Origin of the sequence: Rhizobium sp. BR 250, assembly GCF_047445855.1 — a bacterium.
GTDB classification, from domain to species: Bacteria; Pseudomonadota; Alphaproteobacteria; order Rhizobiales; family Rhizobiaceae; genus Agrobacterium; species Agrobacterium tumefaciens_I.
Map to the genome: position 1 here is coordinate 178,974 of NZ_JARWKW010000008.1, position 19,150 is coordinate 198,123.

Genomic DNA, 19,150 nt, shown 5'->3' on the forward strand with positions numbered 1-19,150 from the left:
CCTTCTTCCCAATTTCTCAGCAACAATATCCCGCTGGCTGTCTCCTCGGATCGGGATTATGCGTATAAAGACGGAGAGAACCAGAGAAGGATTATGCTTTCATGGGTAATTTTGTGCTGCATGATTTGATCGATCAGGGACCCGGCATGCGCACCGTCTCGCTGCCACGCGGCCGCCAGACGCTGCACACCATGCCGACCAGCAGCGGTTATGAGATCCGCCGCGACGGCAATTATGACTGGGACGGGCGCAAACGTGGCCAGACACCCTTCACCGTTCTGCAATATTGCATCGCCGGTCAGGGCAACCTGCGTTACGAGAACCGGCATTATGTGGTTAGGCCGGGTGAAACCCTGCTGCTGCTTATCCCCCACAATCACCGCTACTGGCTGGAAGAGGGCAAGGAGTGGGAGTTCTTCTGGATTTCCATGAATGGCGAGGAGGCGCTGCGCATTCACCGCAATATCCTCTCCGTCACCGGTCCGATCCTCAAGCTCCAGCCCGAAACCGTCGATCACCTTGCCGAATGCTGCTCACGCCTCGTCAACGGCGCGGAAACGCCGGGCGCGGCTTCCGCCGTCGCCTATGAGGCGGCGATGACACTTTATGACGATGTCTTCGGCTCGCACCCCTCCTTTGGCGGTGAATATCGCACCCTGCAGCAGGTGCTGAGCTACATCGACAGTCATCTCGGCGAGCGGCTTTCGGTGAGCGACCTCGCGGCGGTGGCGGGCCTCAGCCGGGCCCACTTTTCCCGCATCTTCACGGCGAGCGAAGGCCTGCCACCGGCAGAATTCGTTTTGCAACGACGCCTGCGGCGGGCGGCCAAGCTTTTGACAACGGCCGCGAATATCCCCATCAAGGAGGTGTCGGTGCTGTGTGGTTTCGAGGATCCGAACTATTTCTCCAAGGTCTTCCGCCGCCTTTACGGCATCAATCCAAGCGAATTCCGCACCACCGGCATGTATGCGAGCGTGCGGCAGAATGGAACGTGAAGGCGCAACTTGGTTTTGCCACGTTTCAGGCGATTAAGAATGGGTACAACCTCTTTTGGAGCGCAACCCTTTTGGAGACCGGCCGAGGTGAACAGTAAAATCCGGACTATCCTCGTCTTTCCGCTGCGGGCAATCATCGTTTTCGCGCTGATCCTCGACGGCATTTTCCGTCCGCTCTATCGGCCGGTGATAAAGGCCATATCCGGCCTGACATTCATCAAGCGGCTGGAAAACCGGATCGCGCGATTGCCGCGCCTCGCCATTCTCCTTTGCCTTGCGGTGCCCTTCGCCATCGCCGAACCGATGAAGATCGTCGGTCTCGTTCTGATTGCCCATGGCGCGGTCAAGACGGGTCTTGCCCTGACAATCCTTGCCCATCTCGCAACCTTCCTGATCGTCGAACGCATTTATCACGCGGGACAGGAAAAGCTGCTCACCTATGCCTGGCTCGCATGGATCATGCGCTATGTGCGTTTCGCACGTTCGTTTTACGATCGCTTCAAACTTGCGGCACTGAACTGGGTCAGGCTCCGGGTTCTAGCCCAATAGAGGCAGGGTGCCCCGTCACCGTTTGCGGCGCAGCCTCTTCAGAAGATATTCGGCAAGGACAGTTGATTGCAACGAAACGAGAATAATGACGATACCGAAAACCACACGGGCTTCCGGCACCTCGTCAAACAGGAAATATCCGACAGCGGTCACGAACAGGATCGATAGATAGCCAACGGGTGCAAGGACACTGGCATCGGCAATGCGATAGGCCCGCAGGAAGCAATATTGCCCCATCTGCGCCAGCAATCCGATGCCGAGCAGCGGAACCCAGTCGAATGACGCAACCGGTTTCCATGTCCAGATCGCCGGAACGGCGGTGATGACGGCGAGGCCCACCGTGTAGAACACCATCATGACCGTGGTATTTTCCTGCCGCAGCGCCCGGGTCTGGATCACCGCAAGCGCCCCGAACACCACCGATACCAGAACAACAATCACGCCCGCGCCAAACTCCGTGCCGCCCGGCCCGATGACGACCAGAACGCCGACAAATGCAAGACAGGCCCCCGTCCAGCGAAAACGGCTCACGTTTTCGCCAAGAAAGGCGACGGCCATCGCCATCGTCACCAATGGCCGGGAAAAACCGACGGCGTTGACGGTCGCAAGCGGCAACAGGGTGATGGCGATGAAATTGCTGGTGAGTGCGATGGCGTTGCAGCAGATGCGGAAAATGTTGCGCCAGGGATATTTGACACGCACCATTTCTCCCCTGTGCCGCCAGATGAGCGGCAGGATGAACATCAGACCGATCATCGCCCTGATAAAGACCAGCTGGAAGGCGGGATAGGTGACGCCCTGCGCCTTGACGAGCGCGGTCATTCCACCCGCAACAAGGGTCATGTCCAGCAACAGCCAGCCAATGCCCGCGCGTGTATCCGTTTCGCGCGGGTTTTCCTGTTCTTCGCTTTGGGTGTCGCCATTCACGCCGGCTGCACAAGATTGGCCATAAGGCGGAAGGCCCCCGGCACAAGCTTGTCCATCTGGTGATGCAGCACGAGGCTTGTATGGGTGTGCCGGCCTTCGCCGATGGCACCGGAGACCAGCGCGCCCTTGAGCGGCTGTTCATCGACATCATGCATGGCGAGCAACGGCTCGTAGACATCATCCCAGCGCGAGGCGAAATAAAGCCCGCGCTCCTTGTCCCAGCCCGCCCAGTCGGCGGCATCGATCCTGTTGGGGCCGGCAAGCAATGGATGGTCAAGCGCCAGCACTGTCACCTCCGCCTGCGGGTCGGTCACGCGCCAGCGCAAGGAAGGCTTGCCGATCTCAAGCCGCCTCACAGGTGTCGTCTCCGGGTTCCATCCATCGGTCGGCCGGTGATAGAGCGTGACGAGATGGCCACCATCTTCGACGAAACGATGCAGTCTTTCCGTCGCGGCGGCCAGATCCTTGCGGATACCGAAAGCAAAGATGCCGATAACGATCGTCGTGAAGGACGACAGGTCGCCGCCTAGCGCCTGGGCATCGAGTTCGGTGACATCGAGGCCCATGCGCGAAAGCCAAAGACCCACCCTGTCGGCGCCACCACCGACATAACCGACGCGCGCGCCCTCGGGCAGCTTGAGATCCAGCGACAGGATTTTCAAAGCGGAAGGCGCCAGAAACCTTGCCCTGCCGATATGCGGATAAGCGATGGGCGTGATCTGAAAGGCCGGTTGCGAACCGACAAGCGCTTCAATCTGGGCAAGGCCCGCCTGGGCCTCACCGGTACGTTCGGCAATCCAGTCGCCGCCGTTCTTGCGCAGGTTCCAGCCGCCCGTATTCCTGAACGAGAGCGGCGCATCGGCACCCTTTATATGCGCCTGAAAGACATGTGTACCCTGCCCCTGCCCAAGCGGCACCAGAAGGGCATCGGGCGCTATCGTCAGCGACTGCGCGGGGGTTACGAAAAACGCCTCCTCCAGATCGAAGGCGGCCGAGACCTTTCTGCCTTCAACCTTTGCGGAAAGCAGCACGGAAGCATGGCCATTGCCGCCCGAGGCTTTCCAGTCGGGCTGGTAAAGCCCCGAAACAGCAGCATCCGGATCGGCGGCAAGCGAAAAGACCAGCATCTCGCCACGCGATTGAATGGATGATGAAACACCCGATGGAAGGACGGGCGTGACCTCGACATCAAATTCTGATGCCCTGCCCGTAAGCTCCACGGAAAGAGCCGATGTCCCACCCGGAACGATTTCCGCCGGCTCGGCATAGGCCCGCTCGAAAACGTCGAGCGCCGTCAGGATAGCGGCGTCGACCTGCGCGCGCTTGCGCACGATCCGATGCCCGTGCAGCTCCCTGAAATCCGTGGCTGCAGCCTCTTCGACCGACTGCAAAAGAGCCGCCGCCGCAAGAAGTGACGCCGTTATCCGCTGCTTATCGGGGAATGCCGCTATTGCTTCGGTTATTGCCTGATCGGCCTTGACCAGCGCCTTTGCCAATTCGGCATCCAGCCCCGGAAAAGCCGCAAGGTCGGACAGTGAAGACGGCAGCCTGTCGAGGATCGAGCTTTCCTCACCACCGACGGCATCGGAGAGTTCGAGATGCAGCGGCCAGACCTCCTGCGCCCGCTTCGGCCAATGTCCCATTCCCTGCGAGGCGTGATAATAACGCGACCATTCGCCGATTCGGTCATATTGCGCACCGGTGGCCTGCTCCCTGCCCGGAACATTGATCGTCAGCGTCGTTTCCGGCGGCGGCACTTCGTCATCATAGGTGTCGCCACCGCCTGACCATGCGGGAAGATAGTACTTCGCCACCTTCCACGGTTTCAGCCCCTCGGCGAAATGTTCGGGATAGGCGGTGGGGTCGGCGGCCAGCACGATGGCGCTCTTTGCCGCACGCGTCATGGCGCGATGATGCCCGTGTTGTCCCGGCACATCGAGAAATGTCGGAATGACGATATCGGGCCGCTCCCTGCGGTAGGCGCGCACCAGTCGCTCGACGATACGCTGCTGCCCCCAGCGATTAAATGTCTGGTCGCCATCCTTGGAAAAACCGAAGTCGTGAATGATATCCGCCGGACCGTGACCGAGCCAGCTTATATCCGCATCGATGACGCGGGCGGCCTCCTCCAGCTCCCGCGACCGGATGACGCCGAGCGCGCCGAGTCGCTCCGGCCCCAGTGCATTCTGCCCGCCTTCACCACGCGTCGAGCAGGCGATGATGATCCGCATGCCGAGTTCCATGCGGAAATAGGCGAGAAGTCCGTTCTGCTCGTCGTCCGGGTGTGCGCCGGTATGCATGACGGTGACGGTGGATTTCAGCGCGCTCAGTTTGCGGTGCAGGCGCAAAAGCCACGGATCGGCCATCTGCCGTTCGATACGCTCCCGGGGGTTAAGCATGGCGGTCTCCTCCAATATTCAGCCGGGTGCCTGCGCTGCGGCTCCCATGGATGTCTCGAGTTTTGGCGTGACGATGTCGAACAACGGCAAGGCGGCAGCACCGAGGGCAGCGGTCAGTTGCCCGGACTTGCCGTGGATGACACGCGGCAGTTCCCGTTGTCGCCGGCTCGCGACCGAGGTGGGCAAAGGCCCCATCCGCGCAATGATTTCACTGATGATGATCTCAGGCAGCGCGCCGCCGAGAATGACCGTCTGCGGGTCGAGAATATTCTCGAGCATCGCAACCATGGGCGCCAGATGGGCAGCGGCCTCGTCGATCCATTCCATCACCACCGGGTTGCCCTCTCTGAACAGGGCTTCCAGCTCGTCAAGCTCGGTATCCACGACACCGGCGCAGACAAGTTTTTCCTTCAGCACGTAGACCGAGGCATAAGCTTCCAGGCACCCACTCTGTCCGCAGGAGGGGCAAAGCCTTCCCTTTGGCGAAACGGTCACATGGCCAATTTCACCGGCATTTCCGAATGCGCCGCGATAGGGCGATCCGTCCTGAATGATGCCGAGGCCGATACCGACGCCGAAATAGATCATGCAGAAATTCGGGATGGCCAGCCCCGCGCCGAACAGCCGTTCCCCGACCGCAGCGGCCGTCGCATCGTTTTCCACCACGACCTGCTGGCCGCAGGCTTCCCCCAGCATCTGCCGGGCATCGATGCCATCCCAGCCGGAAAGCGTCGTCGGTCCGACGGAGGTCATGCCGTCGATCTCAAAGGGGCCGGGCATGACGACCCCGGTGCCGAGCAGCCTGCAGCCGAGATTTTTCGCAACAGCGGCATGCTCGGCGGCAAAGGTCTTGAATATGGCCTCAGGCGTCGTGTCCTTTAGCGGGGTAACACGATGGGTACGCAACACGCCGGCAAGATCGAGCCCGACGGTGACCATATGGTCAGCGGCGATTTCCACACCGATCGTCGCCCCTCCATCCGGGTTGACGGCGAACTGGATCGGCGGCTGCCCCCTGCCCGTGCGGCGACGGCCGAGTTCCTTCAGCAATTCCTCGCCCATCAACTCGTCAACGATATTGGCAACCGCCTGCGGCGTCAGATGCGTGATCTTGGCGATCTGGGCTCGGCCGAGCGACCCGTGCCGCCGGACGATATCGAGGACGACTCGCCTGTTGTGTTCGCGGCTGCGCTCAGGATTTTTTCCGATTGCTACGGGATAAGCGTCCACCGTGTGCACCGTCATCTCTTCAACTTCCCGTCTCTTGGAAAATTCATAGCGTCGAATGGACGATAAGCGCAATATATTAATTCAAGTAAATTATCTTATTGACAAATGCGCGCCTTCAGAGAACCGTAGAGAGCGACCGGGGGTCAGGCTTGTTTGGGGCGGAAGAGGAAACTCCGTTGCCGGCAAATCGATGAGCGCGCGCGAAAGCGCGGATAAAGGGAACGATCACTCCGCATCCGGAAGACCGGACGGAGGAAATGGAGGCTTACATGCGCAGGGCAACTCTGTTCGCCGGCTTGGTCGCCGGTTTCAGCACATTTGCATTCAACGCCGCGCAGGCGGTTGAAATCGAATATTGGCAATATGTCTTCGACACACGCGTGAAGGCCATGGATGAGCTGATCGCGGAATTCCAGAAGGCCAATCCTGACATCACCGTCAAGCAGGTGACCTTTCCTTACGCCGATTACCAGACACGCGTCATCGCCGCCAATCTTTCTGGCAAGGGCCCTGACGTGATGCAGCTGTTCTACGGCTGGCTGGACAAGTTCGCAGCCGGGGGCATCTTGCAGCCGCTGCCCGCCGACGCATTCCCGCATGACAAGATCGAAAGCGAATTTTTCCCGATCGTCAGCGCCATGAAACGCGGCGACGACTATTACGGCCTGCCGACGGCGGTTCGTTCGCTGGCGCTTTTCTACAACAAGAAGCTCTTCACCGAAGCCGGCCTTGACGCCGCCAACCCGCCGAAGACGCTCGATGAATTCGTGGCAGCCGCGGAAAAGATCGCCAAGCACGACGCCGCCGGAAACCTCACCGTTGCCGGTTCCACGCTCGACATGGGCGGTCAGGATCACCAGTGGTGGCGTGAGGTGCTCATCCGCCAGTATGGCGGCGAGCCCTATACCGACAATGACCAGAAAGTGACCTATAATAGCGAGCCGGGTATCCAGGCCCTGAAATTCTATACCAGCCTGCAGCTTGAAAAGAAGATCGGCCAGGTGGGTTTCATGGATGAGGGCCAGGCCGCCTTCCGGGCCGGCAAGGCCGGCATGACCATCGACGGCACCTTCCGGCTCGGATCGTTCCGCACCATCAAGGATTTCGAGTGGGGCGTGACCGAACTTCCCACCAACGACAAGAACATCCGCTCCAACTATGCGAGCTATTTCGCCAACGGCATCAGCGCCAAGACGACCGGTGAAGAGCTTGAGGCGTCCAAGAAGTTCCTCGCCTATATCTCCTCGCCGGAAGCCATGGCGATCTGGCTGAAGACGGTGGGTGAACTGCCGGCACGGCGCTCCGCGGCGCTGACCGAAGCAAACCTGAAGGACCCGATCTACGCGCCGTTCCTGAAGGGTCTGGAATATGCCCATACGACGCTGTTCATGGATGAAGCCGCCCAGCGGCAGAACGCCATCGACATGACCAACCGGGTGCTTCTCGAAGGTCAGTCCGTCGAAGATTCCATCAAGCAGGCAGCCGAAGCCGAGCAGGAAATCATCGACGCGGCGAAACCCTGAAAACCGCAGGCCAGACCATGACAGCGATAGATCAACAGGGGGCGGCATCCGGCCGCCCCGGCGGCTCCTTTGGAGATCGCCTTTCCATGCGCACGAAACGGCTTTTGTGGATCTGGAGCTTTCTGGCGATCCCGATCCTGTTTTACAGCGTCATCCGTTTTTATCCGACACTGCAGGCTTTCTATCTGTCCTTCACCAACTGGGACCTGCTGCGACCGGCAAAGTTCATCGGCATCGCCAATTACGCGAAGCTGTTCAAGGACCCGCAATTCTGGAAGGTGTTCAAGAACACCTTCGCCTATCTGATCGTCGGCACGCCGATCAGCCTCGTGCTGGCATTCGTCATCGCCTTTTATCTCGACCGAGTGCGCATTTTGCACGGTTTCATCCGCGCGCTTTATTTTCTGCCTTACCTGACCACGGCTGCCGCCATGGCCTGGGTCTGGCGCTGGTTTTATCAGCCGCCGCCCATCGGCATCATCAACGACGTGCTCAGCCTCATCGGCATTCCGCAACAGCCCTTCATCCGCTCCACGGATCAGGCGCTTTATTCGATCATGGTGACCGCCATCTGGGCAGGCCTCGGCTTTCAGATCATCATCTTCATGGCGGGCCTGCGCGCCATCCCAACGACCTTTTATGAAGCCGCCCGCATCGACGGGCTCGGCGAATGGGCGATCCTGCGCAAGATCACGCTGCCGCTTCTGAAACCCACCACCGTTTTCCTCGTGGTCTTCTCGTCCATCGGCTTCCTGCGCATTTTCGACCAGGTCTATAACATGACCACCAATGATCCGGGCGGCCCGCTCGGCTCGACGAAACCGCTGGTGCTGATGATCTACCAGACCGCGTTCAATTCCTATGCCATGGGCTATGCCGCAGCGCAGACGGTCGTCCTTTTCACCATTCTTCTCGTCGTATCGCTGATCCAGCTCTGGGTCCTGAGGGAAAAGAAATGAGCGAAGCGTCGCCACTCTCCCACGCCCGCATCCGCCCCGGTCGCATTCTCGCCTGGACGCTGCTGTTCATCGGCGGCCTGATCATGGTTTCGCCGCTGCTCTTCATGTTCTCGACCTCGTTCAAGACGGCGGATCAGGTTTATGATCTACGTCTCATTCCGGCCGCGCCGACGCTTGCAAACTACATCACCGTCATGGCCGACGGCCGTTTCCTGCGCTGGTTCTTTAACTCGATGCTGGTTGCGGTCATCGTCACCGTTTCCAACTGCTTCTTCGACAGCCTTGTCGGGTACACACTGGCGAAGTTCGAGTTCCGCGGCCGTTATTTCATCTTCCTCGCCATCCTGTCGACGCTGATGATACCGACCGAAATGCTGGTCATTCCCTGGTATCTGATGTCCAGCCAGCTGGGCTGGCTCGACAGCTACTGGGGCATCATGTTCCCCGGCATGATGACGGCCTTCGGCACCTTCCTGATGAAGCAGTTCTTCGAGACGGTTCCGAACGACTTTATCGAGGCCGCGCGCGTCGATGGGCTGAACGAGTTCCAGATCTGGTGGAAAGTCGCCCTGCCGCTCGTCACGCCGGCGCTCTCCGCACTTGCGATCTTCACCTTCCTCGGCAACTGGACGGCGTTCTTCTGGCCGCTGATCGTCACGACTAGCAAGGAACTCTACACCCTGCCCGTCGGTCTTTCGAGCTTTGCCGTGGAGCAGCAGATCCAGTGGGAAATGATCATGACGGGTGCCGCCATTGCGACCATCCCTACCCTCATCGTCTTCATCGTCCTGCAACGCTACATCGTTCGCGGTGTGATGCTGGCGGGTCTGAAAGGATAATATCATGGCCGATATCAACCCGCGCCAGTCGGATACCAGCAAGTTTCCCGATCCCGTATACAAGGAAACCGTGCTGCGCCCGCTTTTCGACGGCGCCAAGAACCACCATGTCGACGGCTTCCGCCGCATAGACCGCGCTCATCTCGTCATGCTGCGCGAAACCGGTATTCTCGACGCCGAGACGGCAGCCAAGATCGCCGGCGCACTCGAAGACATCGACAAAACCATCGAACCATCGGAACTAGTCTATACCGGTGAAGTCGAGGACTTCTTCTTCCTGATAGAGAAGGAGCTGAAAGCCCGCATCGGCGTCGATGTGGCAGGCCGCCTGCACACGGCCCGTTCGCGCAACGATATCGATCACACGCTGTTCAAGATCGGCCTCAAGGACAAGATCGACACGCTCACCGCCAAGGCGCGTGTTCTCTTAAAAGCGCTGATCGATGCCGCCGAGCGCAATCAATCCACCCTGATCGTGGCCTACACGCATGGGCAGCCGGCCCAGCCCACCACCTTCGGCCACTACCTCTCCGCCGCCATCGAAGTGTTGATCCGGGATATCGAACGTTTCGCCGAGGCACGCCGTATCGTCGATCTTTCGCCGATGGGCGCTGCTGCCATCACCACCTCGGGCTTCCCCATCGACCGGGCGCGGGTTGCCGAATTGCTGGGCTTTGCCGCGCCGCTGCGCAATTCCTATTCCTGCATCGCCGCCGTGGACTATACGACGGCAACCTATGGCGCGATCGAACTGATGTTCCTGCATCTCGGCCGGCTCGTTCAGGATTTCCAGTTCTGGACGAGTTTTGAGGTCGGCCAGATCTATGTGCCGAATTCGCTGGTGCAGATTTCCTCGATCATGCCGCAGAAGCGCAACCCGGTGCCGATCGAACATCTGCGCCACCTCGCCAGCCAGACATTCGGCCGGGCGCGGACCGTGCTTGATGTCATGCACAATACGCCCTTCACCGACATGAATGACAGTGAGGGCGAGACGCAGGGCATGGGTTACGAGGCCTTCACTTCTGCCGGCCGGGTTCTCGATCTTCTCGCCAGCCTCGTTAGCCAGATCAGCATCGATCCTGAAAGGGTCGATCAGAATATCCGCAGGTCCTGCATCACCATCACGGAACTGGCGGATTCGCTTGTCCGTATCGAAGACCTGTCTTTCCGCCAGGCGCATGAGATTGCCGCGACCGTCGCCAAAAGCGTCGTCGCGCTGAAGGGCGATCTGCCGAATGACGGTTACCAGCCGTTCCTTAGGGCTTTCAGCAAGCTGACAGGACGCGAGACCGGCATCGACGAGGAAAAGTTCAGGCAGATCGTCTCGCCGGAGCACTTCGTCGCCGTGCGCGCCCGTTTCGGCGGCCCGGCACCCGAACCCATGCGGGAAGCGATTGCGGCCTATCGCGACAGGCTCGGCACCTTTGCAGCGGAAGCGCAGCGATCCGCCGATCACGAAGCGGCAAGGGCCGCCGAACTGGCAGAGAAATTCACCGCCCTGACGGGAGCGCGATAATGGCGACAATCGAACTCAATCAACTCGTGAAGCGCTACGGCAAGGTGGAAGCGGTCAAGGGCATCGACCTTGCCATTGAAGACGGTGAATTCGTCGTTTTTGTCGGCCCGTCCGGCTGTGGAAAATCCACCACACTGCGCATGATCGCGGGGCTGGAAGAGATTTCCGACGGCACGCTGAAGATCGCCGGAAACGTCGTCAACGAGAAGGAACCGAAACAGCGTAACATCGCCATGGTCTTCCAGAACTATGCGATCTACCCGCATATGACGGTTCGCCAGAATATCGGCTTCGGGCTCTATACCGCAAAGCTCGACAAGACGGAAAAGAACCGGCGCATCGAAGAGGCCGGCCGGGTGCTGGGGCTGGAAGCCCTGCTCGACCGCCGTCCCGCAGCCCTGTCGGGCGGCCAGCGCCAGCGCGTCGCCATCGGCCGCGCCATGGTACGTGATCCCGCAGCCTTTCTTTTCGACGAGCCGCTCTCCAATCTCGATGCGCAACTGAGATCGCAAATGCGCATCGAAATCAAGCGTTTGCACCAGCGTCTTAAGACGACCACCGTCTACGTCACCCATGATCAGGTGGAAGCCATGACCATGGCGGACCGGATCGTGGTGATGAAGGACGGTCATATCCTGCAGGTCGGCACGCCGACGGAACTCTACGAAACGCCGGTCGATGTCTTCACTGCCCGCTTTATCGGCAGCCCCTCCATGAACCTGCTGCGGGGTTCAAGAACAACCAACAGCGTTGCTCCCTCCGCCACGGGCGATCTTCTGATCGGTGCTCGCCCGCATGGCCTGCTGGTTGGAGAAAGCGAAGCTCCGCAGGGAACGTTTATGCTCGAGGGGACCGTAACCGCTGTTGAGCCGCTCGGCCCGGAAACGCTGGTCCATCTGGATACCGACACGACGTCGGTGATCGCCACGGCGAGAGGAAAATCCATTCCCGCTGTCGGCAGCCGGTTGCAATGCCGGGCAGAGACAGGCGCGCTTTATCTTTTCGACGCTAAAACGGAAAAGCTTCTGGGCCGCGCATGATGACAACAGAAAAAACTGCCGTCATCAGCATCGGCCGGATCTATTGCGACCTCATTTTCACCGGGCTCGATGAATTGCCCGTGCTCGGCCGGGAATTGTTTGCCCGCGACATGGAAATAGCGGCCGGCGGCGGAGCCTTCATTGCCGCCGCACATTTCGCCCATATAGGCCGCCCCGTTGCACTGCTGGCAAGGCTTGGCGCCGATACGTTTTCGCGCGATATCGGTGAGAAAATGGCGCAAAGCGGCGTCGACCTGCAGTTTCTGGAACATGCGACAGATGCCGGACCTCAAGTCACGGTGGCGACAGTGGTCGGTCAGGACCGGGCGTTTTTGACACGCCGTGCCGGTGCCGCCCGGCCTTCGACGCTGGATGCGGCCTTAGCATGGGACAAGGCACGACATCTGCACATCGCCGAATTCGCTACTCTGCATGAGATGCCCGATCTCGTCGCGCGTGCCAAGGCAAGCGGATTGTCCGTTTCTCTTGATCCGAGTTGGGATGCGTCGCTGATCTACGACAAGGGGCTGCTCAAGGCCTGTGCGGGCGTCGACGTGTTTTTGCCCAATCTTGAAGAGGCCGAAGCGATCACTGGTCATTCTGACCCGGAAGCGGCCATCAGGGCATTGGAGCAGGCTTTTCCGATCGTCGCCCTCAAAGGCGGCGCACAAGGTGCATGGGTGTCTTCTGTCGCCGGGCTTCACCATGAGGCAGCTCAGAAGGTCCCGGTGGTCGACACGACCGGCGCGGGCGATGCGTTCAATGCCGGCTTCATCGATGCCTGGCTGCGGCGAGAGAAAGAAAAACTGTGCCTTGAGGCCGGTATTGCAGCGGGAAGCCTAGCCGTGCAGGCGGCAGGCGGAGCACCGAAGGTGACCGCCGCCGCGTGAGGTTCCCTGCCCGCATCATTCCCCGCGCGGAAAACGCTGGTTTTCCTCCAGAACGTTAAGGTCCATATGGTTGCGCATATAGCGTTCCGACGCTTTCTGCAGCGGCTGGTAGTCCCACGGATAATAAGCGCCGTTACGCAGCGCCTTGTAGACCACCCAGCGCCGCGCCTGGCTTTCACGCACGGCGGCATCGAAGACGGGGAGCTGCCAGCGCCGGCCTATCTCGGCGGAAAGCGATGAAAGCACATCGCTGAAAGCGGGATCGCCGGCAAGGTTGATGCGCTCTTCCGGATCAGCCTCGAGATCGTGGAGCAGCGGCGGATCGGCTTCGCAGACCGACAGCTTGTAGCGGCCATCGCGAATGGCGACGAGCGGAGCGATCGAGCCTTCGGCGGCATATTCCATCGGCACTGGACCACGCTCACCAGTGCCTGCGGCCAGAGCTGCCAGATCCTCACCGTCCGTCCAGCGTTCGAGCGAGGTGATATCGAGACCTGCCAGACCGCAGAGCGTCGGCGTGACATCCAGCGTCGAGACCGGGGCATTGATCAGGGCCGGCTGCCAGCCGGGTGCGGCTATCATCAGCGGCACACGGGCCGAGCCCTCGAAAAAGCACATCTTGAACCACAGCCCGCGCTCGCCGAGCATATCGCCATGGTCGGACAGGAAGAGGATAATGGTGTCCTCCTCCATCCGCGTCGCCTTCAGCACGTCGAGGATTTCGCCGATCTTCTCGTCGATGTAGGAGATATTGGCGAAATAACCGCGGCGCGCCCGGCGTATCTGCTCGCCTGTGATCTCAAACGCCTCATGATCGCAGGCCTCCAGCAGCCGCTTCGAATGCGGATCCTGCTGATCGAAGGGGATTGCCTCCGTCTGCGGATCGAGCGCCGGGCAATCCTCATAGAGATCCCAGAATTTCCGCCGTGCCACATAGGGGTCGTGCGGATGGGTGAAGCTGACGGTGAGGCACCACGGCCGGTCATCGAGACGACGCGACAGGTCATAGAGTTTACGCGTGGCGTGATAGGCCACCTCGTCGTCATATTCCATCTGGTTGGTGATTTCGGCGACGCCCGCGCCGGTGACCGAACCGAGATTGTGATACCACCAGTCGATACGCTCGCCGGGCTTGGTATAGTCCGGCGTCCAGCCGAAATCCGCCGGATAGATATCCGTCGTCAGGCGCTCCTCGAAGCCATGCAACTGGTCCGGCCCAACGAAATGCATCTTTCCCGAAAGGCCGGTGTAATAACCCGCCGCCCGCAGATGATGGGCATAGGTCGGGATATCGGAGGCGAATTCGGCAGCATTGTCATAAACCCGCGTGCGGCTGGGCAATTGCCCGGACATGAAGGAGGCCCGGGCCGGCGCGCAGAGCGGGCTTGCCGTATAGGTGTTGGCGAAGCGGACAGACCGCTCCGCCAGGGCCTTCAGATGCGGCGCATGGAGAAAATCGGCCGGGCCATCGGGAAAAAACGTCCCGTTGAACTGGTCGGCCATCAGGATCAGGATATTGGGACGCGGCATTTCCAGTTTCCGGTTTAGAGGCCAAGCTTGCCCTTGACGGCATCCGCACCCGGCTTGCCGTCCAGCGTGGTGACACCCTGCAGCCAGCCGTCCAGCGCTTTCGGATTGGCCTTCAGCCAGACCGCAGCTGCCGCCTTGGAATCCTCGCCGCCAAGAATGGAGCCCATCAGGCTATTTTCCATGCCGATATCGAATTTCAGGTTCTTGAACAGCGTCGCCGCATTCGGGCATTGCTGCGGCCAGCCGGTGCGGGCAAGCGTATAGACCTCCGCGCCGCCGAAATTCGGACCAAAATAAGCGTCACCGCCGGAGAGATAGGCGATATCAATCTTCTCATTCATCGGATGCGGCGCCCAGGCGAGGAAGACCACTGCCTTCTTGTCCCTGCCCGCGCGCTCAACCTGCGCCAGCATGGCCTGCTCGCCGGATTCGACGAGCTGCCAGCCCTTCAGGCCGAAATCATTGGCGTCGATGATCTTCTGGATATTCTGGTTGGCAGGCGCGCCCGGCTCGATGCCGTAAATCTTGCTTTCGAATTCGCCCGCATGTTTGGCGAGATCGGCAAAATCCTTCACGCCCTTTTCCGCCATATAGGCCGGCACTGCCAGCGTGAACTTGGCCCCTTCAAGGTTCTTCGTCATCACCTCGGCGGCTTTCGCGGCATTCAAATCATCGACGAAGGATTTCTGGGCAGGCATCCAGTTACCGAGGAAAACATCGATTTCGCCGTTCTTCATCGCCTGATAGCCGATCGGCACAGAGAGCGTCTTGACGTCGGCTTCATAACCCAGCGCATCCAGAAGCACGGCGGCGACGCCATTCGTCGCGGTGATGTCGGTCCAGCCGGGATCACTGAGGCGGATCGTCTTGCAGGCCGCGTCGTCGGCCGCATGAAGTGGGGTGGAGAAGGTCGCCACGGACAGAAACAGACCGGCGGCAATGCGGAAGAAACGAGAATTGGTTTTCATTGCGGCTCCCCTTTTATTAGTTGTGTTTATTGAACACCACATTGTTTTTGGCTGTGAAGCGGGTATTTTTCGATAGTTGATATAAGGATTCTTAATGTCAGACCGGCCGCTCGATCTCGGATGGATGCGCATTTTCACCGAAATTGCCCGCCGCGGCAGCCTGACGGCGGCGGCGGGATCGCTGCGGCTGACACAGCCCGCCGTCAGCTATCAGATCCGCAGGCTGGAGGATGAGCTGGGCGTGGCTCTCATCCGCCGCAAACACCGTGGCATTGAGCTGACGGCCGAGGGGCAAAAGCTGTTCGATATCGTCTCGCGCAATGTCGACGCCATCGATCTCCTCGTCCACCAGCTGCGCCACACGGCAGAACGGCAGACAATCCGCCTGCATACGGACTACGCCTTCTCGTCTCTCTGGCTCATCCCGCGCATGCATGGTTTTCGGGCGCTGAACCCCGATATCAACATCCAGATCGTCGCCACGCAGGACCCGCTCGGACAGGGCAAACATGACAGCGACGTGATGATCATTTTCGGCACGCGGCAGGAGGCGGGTGACGGGGCGGTGCTGCTTCTTTCGGAAAAAGTCACGCCCGTTTGTGCCCCGGCGCTTTTGGCGGACGCAACGGCCCCCTCGGGCGTTGCAGATTTTTCACGGCGGAAGCTCATCCATCTCGAAAACACCTCACAGGCACACTGGTTCGACTGGCCCGCCTATTTCCGACATTTCGGCGTGTTGAGGGGTGCCGAACATGATGGCGGCGATATCAGCTTCAACAACTACACCATGGTGGTTCAGGCAACGATCGGCGAACAGGGTTTCGCGCTCGGCTGGGCCGGGCTGGTCGATCCGTTGCTAGAGGCGGGGGTGCTGGTGACCGCAGGCCCAAGCCTTGATGCGCCGGGACGCGGTTACTGGCTGATACGGCCGAAAAGCAGCGACAGTGCGGTAAAAAAACTCACCGGCTGGCTGATCGACGAGCGGCGATGATGCCGCCCGCCGGCCAGCACTTCTTCCGGTTCAGATCGGATAATGCAGCGGACCATCCTGCAGCGTGACCCAGCGCAGTTCGGTGAATTCGGCAATACCCGCGGTGCCGCCGAAGCGGCCGTAACCAGAGGCCTTGACGCCGCCGAAAGGCATCTGCGCCTCGTCATGAACGGTGGGGCCGTTGATGTGGCAAATGCCGCTTTCAATGCGCGCGGCGACGGACAGCGCCCGCGCCTGATCCCGGCCGAAAATCGCAGCGGAAAGGCCGAATTCGGTTTCATTGGCGATGCTCACCGCCTCATCGATGCTGCCCGCCCGGATGATGGAGACGACCGGGCCGAAGCTTTCCTCTGAATAAAGCCGCATGGCCGGCGTGACCCCATCGACGGCGATTGCATCCAGCATGGTGCCGTTGCCGCCGCCGCCGGCCACAAGCCGCGCCCCCTTGGAGACGGCGTCATCCACCAGCGCGCGAATGCGCGAACTTGCCTCGGCGCTGACCAGCGAGCCGAGCGGGGTTTTTCCCTCGCGCGGATCGCCGGCCTTCAGGCTTGCCGCTTTTCCGGCGAAAGCGTCCACGAAGGTATCGGCGACGCTGTCGAGCACGATGATTCGCTCCGTCGACATGCAGATCTGACCCTGGTTCATGTAAGCACCGAAGGCCGCCGCCGAGACGGCCGCATCGATGTCGGCATCGTCAAGCACGATGAAGGGCGCCTTGCCGCCCAGTTCCAGTAGCGCGGGTTTCAGGTAGCGACCCGCCGTTTCGGCAATCACCCGGCCGACGCGGGTGGAGCCGGTGAAATTCACCCTTCGGACCGCCGGATGGGCGATCAACGTTTCGACGATTTTCGCCGCATCTTCCGGCGCATTGGAAACCGCATTCAGCACGCCCTTCGGCAGGCCAGCGGAAGCGACCGCCTCGATGATCAGCGCATGGGTGCGCGGGCAGAGTTCTGATGTCTTCATCACCACCGAATTGCCGCAGGCGAGCGGCGTCGCGATGGAGCGCACACCGAGAATGACCGGCGCGTTCCATGGCGCGATGGAGAGCACGACGCCGGCTGGCTGACGAACCGCCATTGCCATGGTGCCCGGCCGGTTGGAGGGGATGATCTCGCCCTTGATCTGGGTCGTCAGGCTCGCCGCCTCGACCAGCATGTCGCTGGCAAGCTTCACATTGAAGCCGGCCCAGGCGTCCGTCGCGCCGATCTCTTCCTTCATCGCCTGCGTGATATCCGGCCCGGCGGCGAGAAGCGCCTGCGCCGCCGCAAGGAGCAGCCGGCGGCGTTCGCCGGGCGGCGTTGCCGACCAGACCGGAAAGGCGGCGGCTGCGGCATCGGCCGCACGCGTCGCATCCTCCGGCGTCGCCGCCGCCGCGTCGGTCGCCACCTCACCGGTGATGGGATTATGGCGTTCGAAGCGCTTGCCGCCTGTAGCCGGGCAATGGTCGCCGCCGATAAAAAGATTGACAGTCTGCATATGTCTCCTCCTGTCGGGCGACCTTCTCCTCAAGGTCTTCCGCCCGTTATGACCGAAGTTTAGCAACGACAGCCTCTGATAAAATGCACTAGTATGGCTGCTTATTGTACTTTTGAGGGTTGAATGGCGTTTCAAAATCACAATGCCGGCAACGGCCAGGCCACGCTGGCGCGGATGTTGAATTCATCGCTGCGGGTAAGCGAGGTCAAACTGACGGCGGGTAATGCCCATCTCATCCTTCTTGCCGCCGGCCATGCGCAAATCATTCGGGAAGGCGAAACCATTGCCTTGCCCGCACCGGGATTGGCTTGGCTGCCCGCGGGCCTTACCGGGCGCCTGCGACTGGCGGCGGGAGGCCGCGCCTCGCTGCTTTCCGCCTCGGAAATCGGCCTTGCGCATGCAATGCCGGCAGGGACAAGCGCAATCACCCTTCGCAATGGCCTGCAACGGGTTCTGACTGAGACACTTGCGGAGAGGGATCATGCGGAGCTGGCAGGTTATCTGGAAACCATCGCCGCTGAAAACCTCAGACCAACAGCGGTCACGGAAACGATCATCACCAACCTTCTGTCCGTCGCGCTGATCCGCATATGCCAGCATGCTACAGCGGAAATCGGCGCGGTTTCCCTGCCGTCGAGCATGACGGAACGTTTTGTTCTGCTGGTCGCGCAATATAAACGCAACCATTGGAGCGTCGATGACTATGCCCACCACCTCGGCATCAGCCGCGACCGGCTGGGCTCGATCATCAAAAACGCGACAGGCCTTTCACCGCAGGCCCACATTCATCGCGAACTGCTCTCGGAAGCGCGCGAGCTTCTTCTGAACTCTTCCCTGCAAGTTGCTGAAATCGCGTTTCGTTTGGGGTTTCAGGATCCGGGTTATTTCAACCGCTTTTTCACCCGCAAGGAGGGCAGATCTCCCGGCCGATTCCGAAGGGCAGCGATGCGGGCACAAGATATTCCTCCCCATTCCTATGCCGCTTGGCCTTGAATCTCCGCCAATAGCGTAACGCCCTGTCTGGAACCCACCCCTTCGTCATCCGTTGTGTCATGGACGAACCAGGACCAAGGAGACAGTGATGAGCGAGAAAAAGGAAACGGGCAACTTCGCCGACAAGAAACGCGAAGAGCAGGGCCGTGGCGTGATTGTTGCCGGCCCCGATGCCCATGAAAATGAGAAGAATGGAAAGACGCCTTCGGGAAAAAACGAAAAATCGTCACCTGAACGGCAGGTTCCGCCCTCGGGCCATCGCTGACCGATGAATATGGCGTGCCGTTGATCTCGACGGCGAAAAATAAAAACACCT

Annotated in this window: 17 protein-coding genes; 11 read left to right on the forward strand and 6 right to left on the reverse strand. The window is 60.4% G+C overall.

What is annotated here, in order from left to right; translation table 11 throughout:
- Nucleotides 1-101: 101 nt before the first annotated feature.
- Nucleotides 102-995 (forward strand): AraC family ligand binding domain-containing protein, encoded by an 894-nt coding sequence (locus QD336_RS14910; protein WP_499171199.1) that lies wholly within the window; start codon nt 102-104, stop codon nt 993-995.
- A gap of 87 nt (nt 996-1,082) precedes the next feature.
- A complete protein-coding gene (locus QD336_RS14915; RefSeq protein ID WP_269343313.1) occupies nt 1,083-1,544 on the forward strand; it encodes a hypothetical protein in 462 nt (153 codons plus the stop codon).
- Nucleotides 1,545-1,559: 15 nt separating this feature from the next.
- On the opposite strand, the gene QD336_RS14920 is transcribed toward QD336_RS14915, so the two are convergent.
- From QD336_RS14920 to QD336_RS14930, 3 genes are read right to left on the reverse strand one after another with little or no spacing between them, the layout of a single operon-like run.
- A complete protein-coding gene (locus QD336_RS14920) occupies nt 1,560-2,471 on the reverse strand; it encodes a DMT family transporter (protein ID WP_499171200.1) in 912 nt (303 codons plus the stop codon).
- Nucleotides 2,468-4,870 (reverse strand): PIG-L family deacetylase, encoded by a 2,403-nt coding sequence (locus QD336_RS14925; protein WP_499171201.1) that lies wholly within the window; start codon nt 4,868-4,870, stop codon nt 2,468-2,470. Before QD336_RS14925 ends, QD336_RS14920 begins: the two co-directional genes overlap by 4 nt.
- A gap of 18 nt (nt 4,871-4,888) precedes the next feature.
- A complete protein-coding gene (locus QD336_RS14930; RefSeq protein WP_499171202.1) occupies nt 4,889-6,115 on the reverse strand; it encodes an ROK family transcriptional regulator in 1,227 nt (408 codons plus the stop codon).
- A 242-nt stretch (nt 6,116-6,357) separates the two neighbouring features.
- Here QD336_RS14930 and QD336_RS14935 point away from each other — a divergent pair, with 242 nt between their 5' ends.
- The 6 genes from QD336_RS14935 to QD336_RS14960 are packed head-to-tail and all read left to right on the forward strand — an operon-like array spanning nt 6,358 to nt 12,870.
- Entirely contained in the window at nt 6,358-7,623 is a 1,266-nt protein-coding gene (locus QD336_RS14935) for a sugar ABC transporter substrate-binding protein (RefSeq protein ID WP_269343306.1), read from the forward strand.
- 17 nt (nt 7,624-7,640) lie between these two features.
- Nucleotides 7,641-8,582 carry a carbohydrate ABC transporter permease gene (locus tag QD336_RS14940; RefSeq protein ID WP_499171203.1) on the forward strand — a complete coding sequence of 314 codons (942 nt, stop codon included), beginning with the start codon at nt 7,641-7,643 and terminating at the stop codon, nt 8,580-8,582.
- On the forward strand, nt 8,579-9,421 hold the full coding sequence (locus QD336_RS14945; protein WP_499171204.1) for a carbohydrate ABC transporter permease: 843 nt from the start codon (nt 8,579-8,581) through the stop codon (nt 9,419-9,421). Before QD336_RS14940 ends, QD336_RS14945 begins: the two co-directional genes overlap by 4 nt.
- Before the next feature lie 4 nt (nt 9,422-9,425).
- Complete coding sequence (gene argH, locus QD336_RS14950; RefSeq protein WP_499171205.1) at nt 9,426-10,940, forward strand: argininosuccinate lyase; 1,515 nt, start codon at nt 9,426-9,428, stop codon at nt 10,938-10,940.
- Nucleotides 10,940-11,980, forward strand: a complete 1,041-nt coding sequence (locus QD336_RS14955) for an ABC transporter ATP-binding protein (protein WP_499171206.1) — start codon at nt 10,940-10,942, stop codon at nt 11,978-11,980. The genes argH and QD336_RS14955 overlap by 1 nt, the downstream gene beginning before the upstream one ends.
- Entirely contained in the window at nt 11,977-12,870 is an 894-nt protein-coding gene (locus tag QD336_RS14960) for a carbohydrate kinase family protein (protein ID WP_499171207.1), read from the forward strand. Before QD336_RS14955 ends, QD336_RS14960 begins: the two co-directional genes overlap by 4 nt.
- 15 nt (nt 12,871-12,885) lie before the next feature.
- Here QD336_RS14960 and betC read toward each other — a convergent pair whose 3' ends face one another.
- Complete coding sequence (gene betC / locus QD336_RS14965; protein WP_499171208.1) at nt 12,886-14,400, reverse strand: choline-sulfatase; 1,515 nt, start codon at nt 14,398-14,400, stop codon at nt 12,886-12,888.
- Nucleotides 14,401-14,414: 14 nt separating this feature from the next.
- The gene (choX, locus tag QD336_RS14970; RefSeq protein ID WP_499171209.1) at nt 14,415-15,368 is read right to left on the reverse strand and encodes a choline ABC transporter substrate-binding protein; all 954 of its coding nucleotides are present in this window, start codon (nt 15,366-15,368) and stop codon (nt 14,415-14,417) included.
- A gap of 94 nt (nt 15,369-15,462) precedes the next feature.
- On the opposite strand from choX, the gene QD336_RS14975 reads away from it, so the two are divergent.
- Nucleotides 15,463-16,359, forward strand: coding sequence for a choline sulfate utilization transcriptional regulator (locus tag QD336_RS14975; protein WP_499171210.1), 897 nt, complete (start codon nt 15,463-15,465; stop codon nt 16,357-16,359).
- Between the two features lie 30 nt (nt 16,360-16,389).
- Here the strand turns inward: QD336_RS14975 and QD336_RS14980 are convergent, their stop codons facing one another.
- Nucleotides 16,390-17,841 (reverse strand): aldehyde dehydrogenase, encoded by a 1,452-nt coding sequence (locus tag QD336_RS14980; RefSeq protein ID WP_499171211.1) that lies wholly within the window; start codon nt 17,839-17,841, stop codon nt 16,390-16,392.
- Between the two features lie 123 nt (nt 17,842-17,964).
- Here QD336_RS14980 and QD336_RS14985 point away from each other — a divergent pair, with 123 nt between their 5' ends.
- The gene (locus QD336_RS14985) at nt 17,965-18,834 is read left to right on the forward strand and encodes a helix-turn-helix transcriptional regulator (protein ID WP_499171212.1); all 870 of its coding nucleotides are present in this window, start codon (nt 17,965-17,967) and stop codon (nt 18,832-18,834) included.
- An 88-nt stretch (nt 18,835-18,922) separates the two neighbouring features.
- Nucleotides 18,923-19,099, forward strand: coding sequence for a hypothetical protein (locus QD336_RS14990; protein ID WP_499171213.1), 177 nt, complete (start codon nt 18,923-18,925; stop codon nt 19,097-19,099).
- The last annotated feature ends 51 nt before the right edge of the window (nt 19,100-19,150 follow it).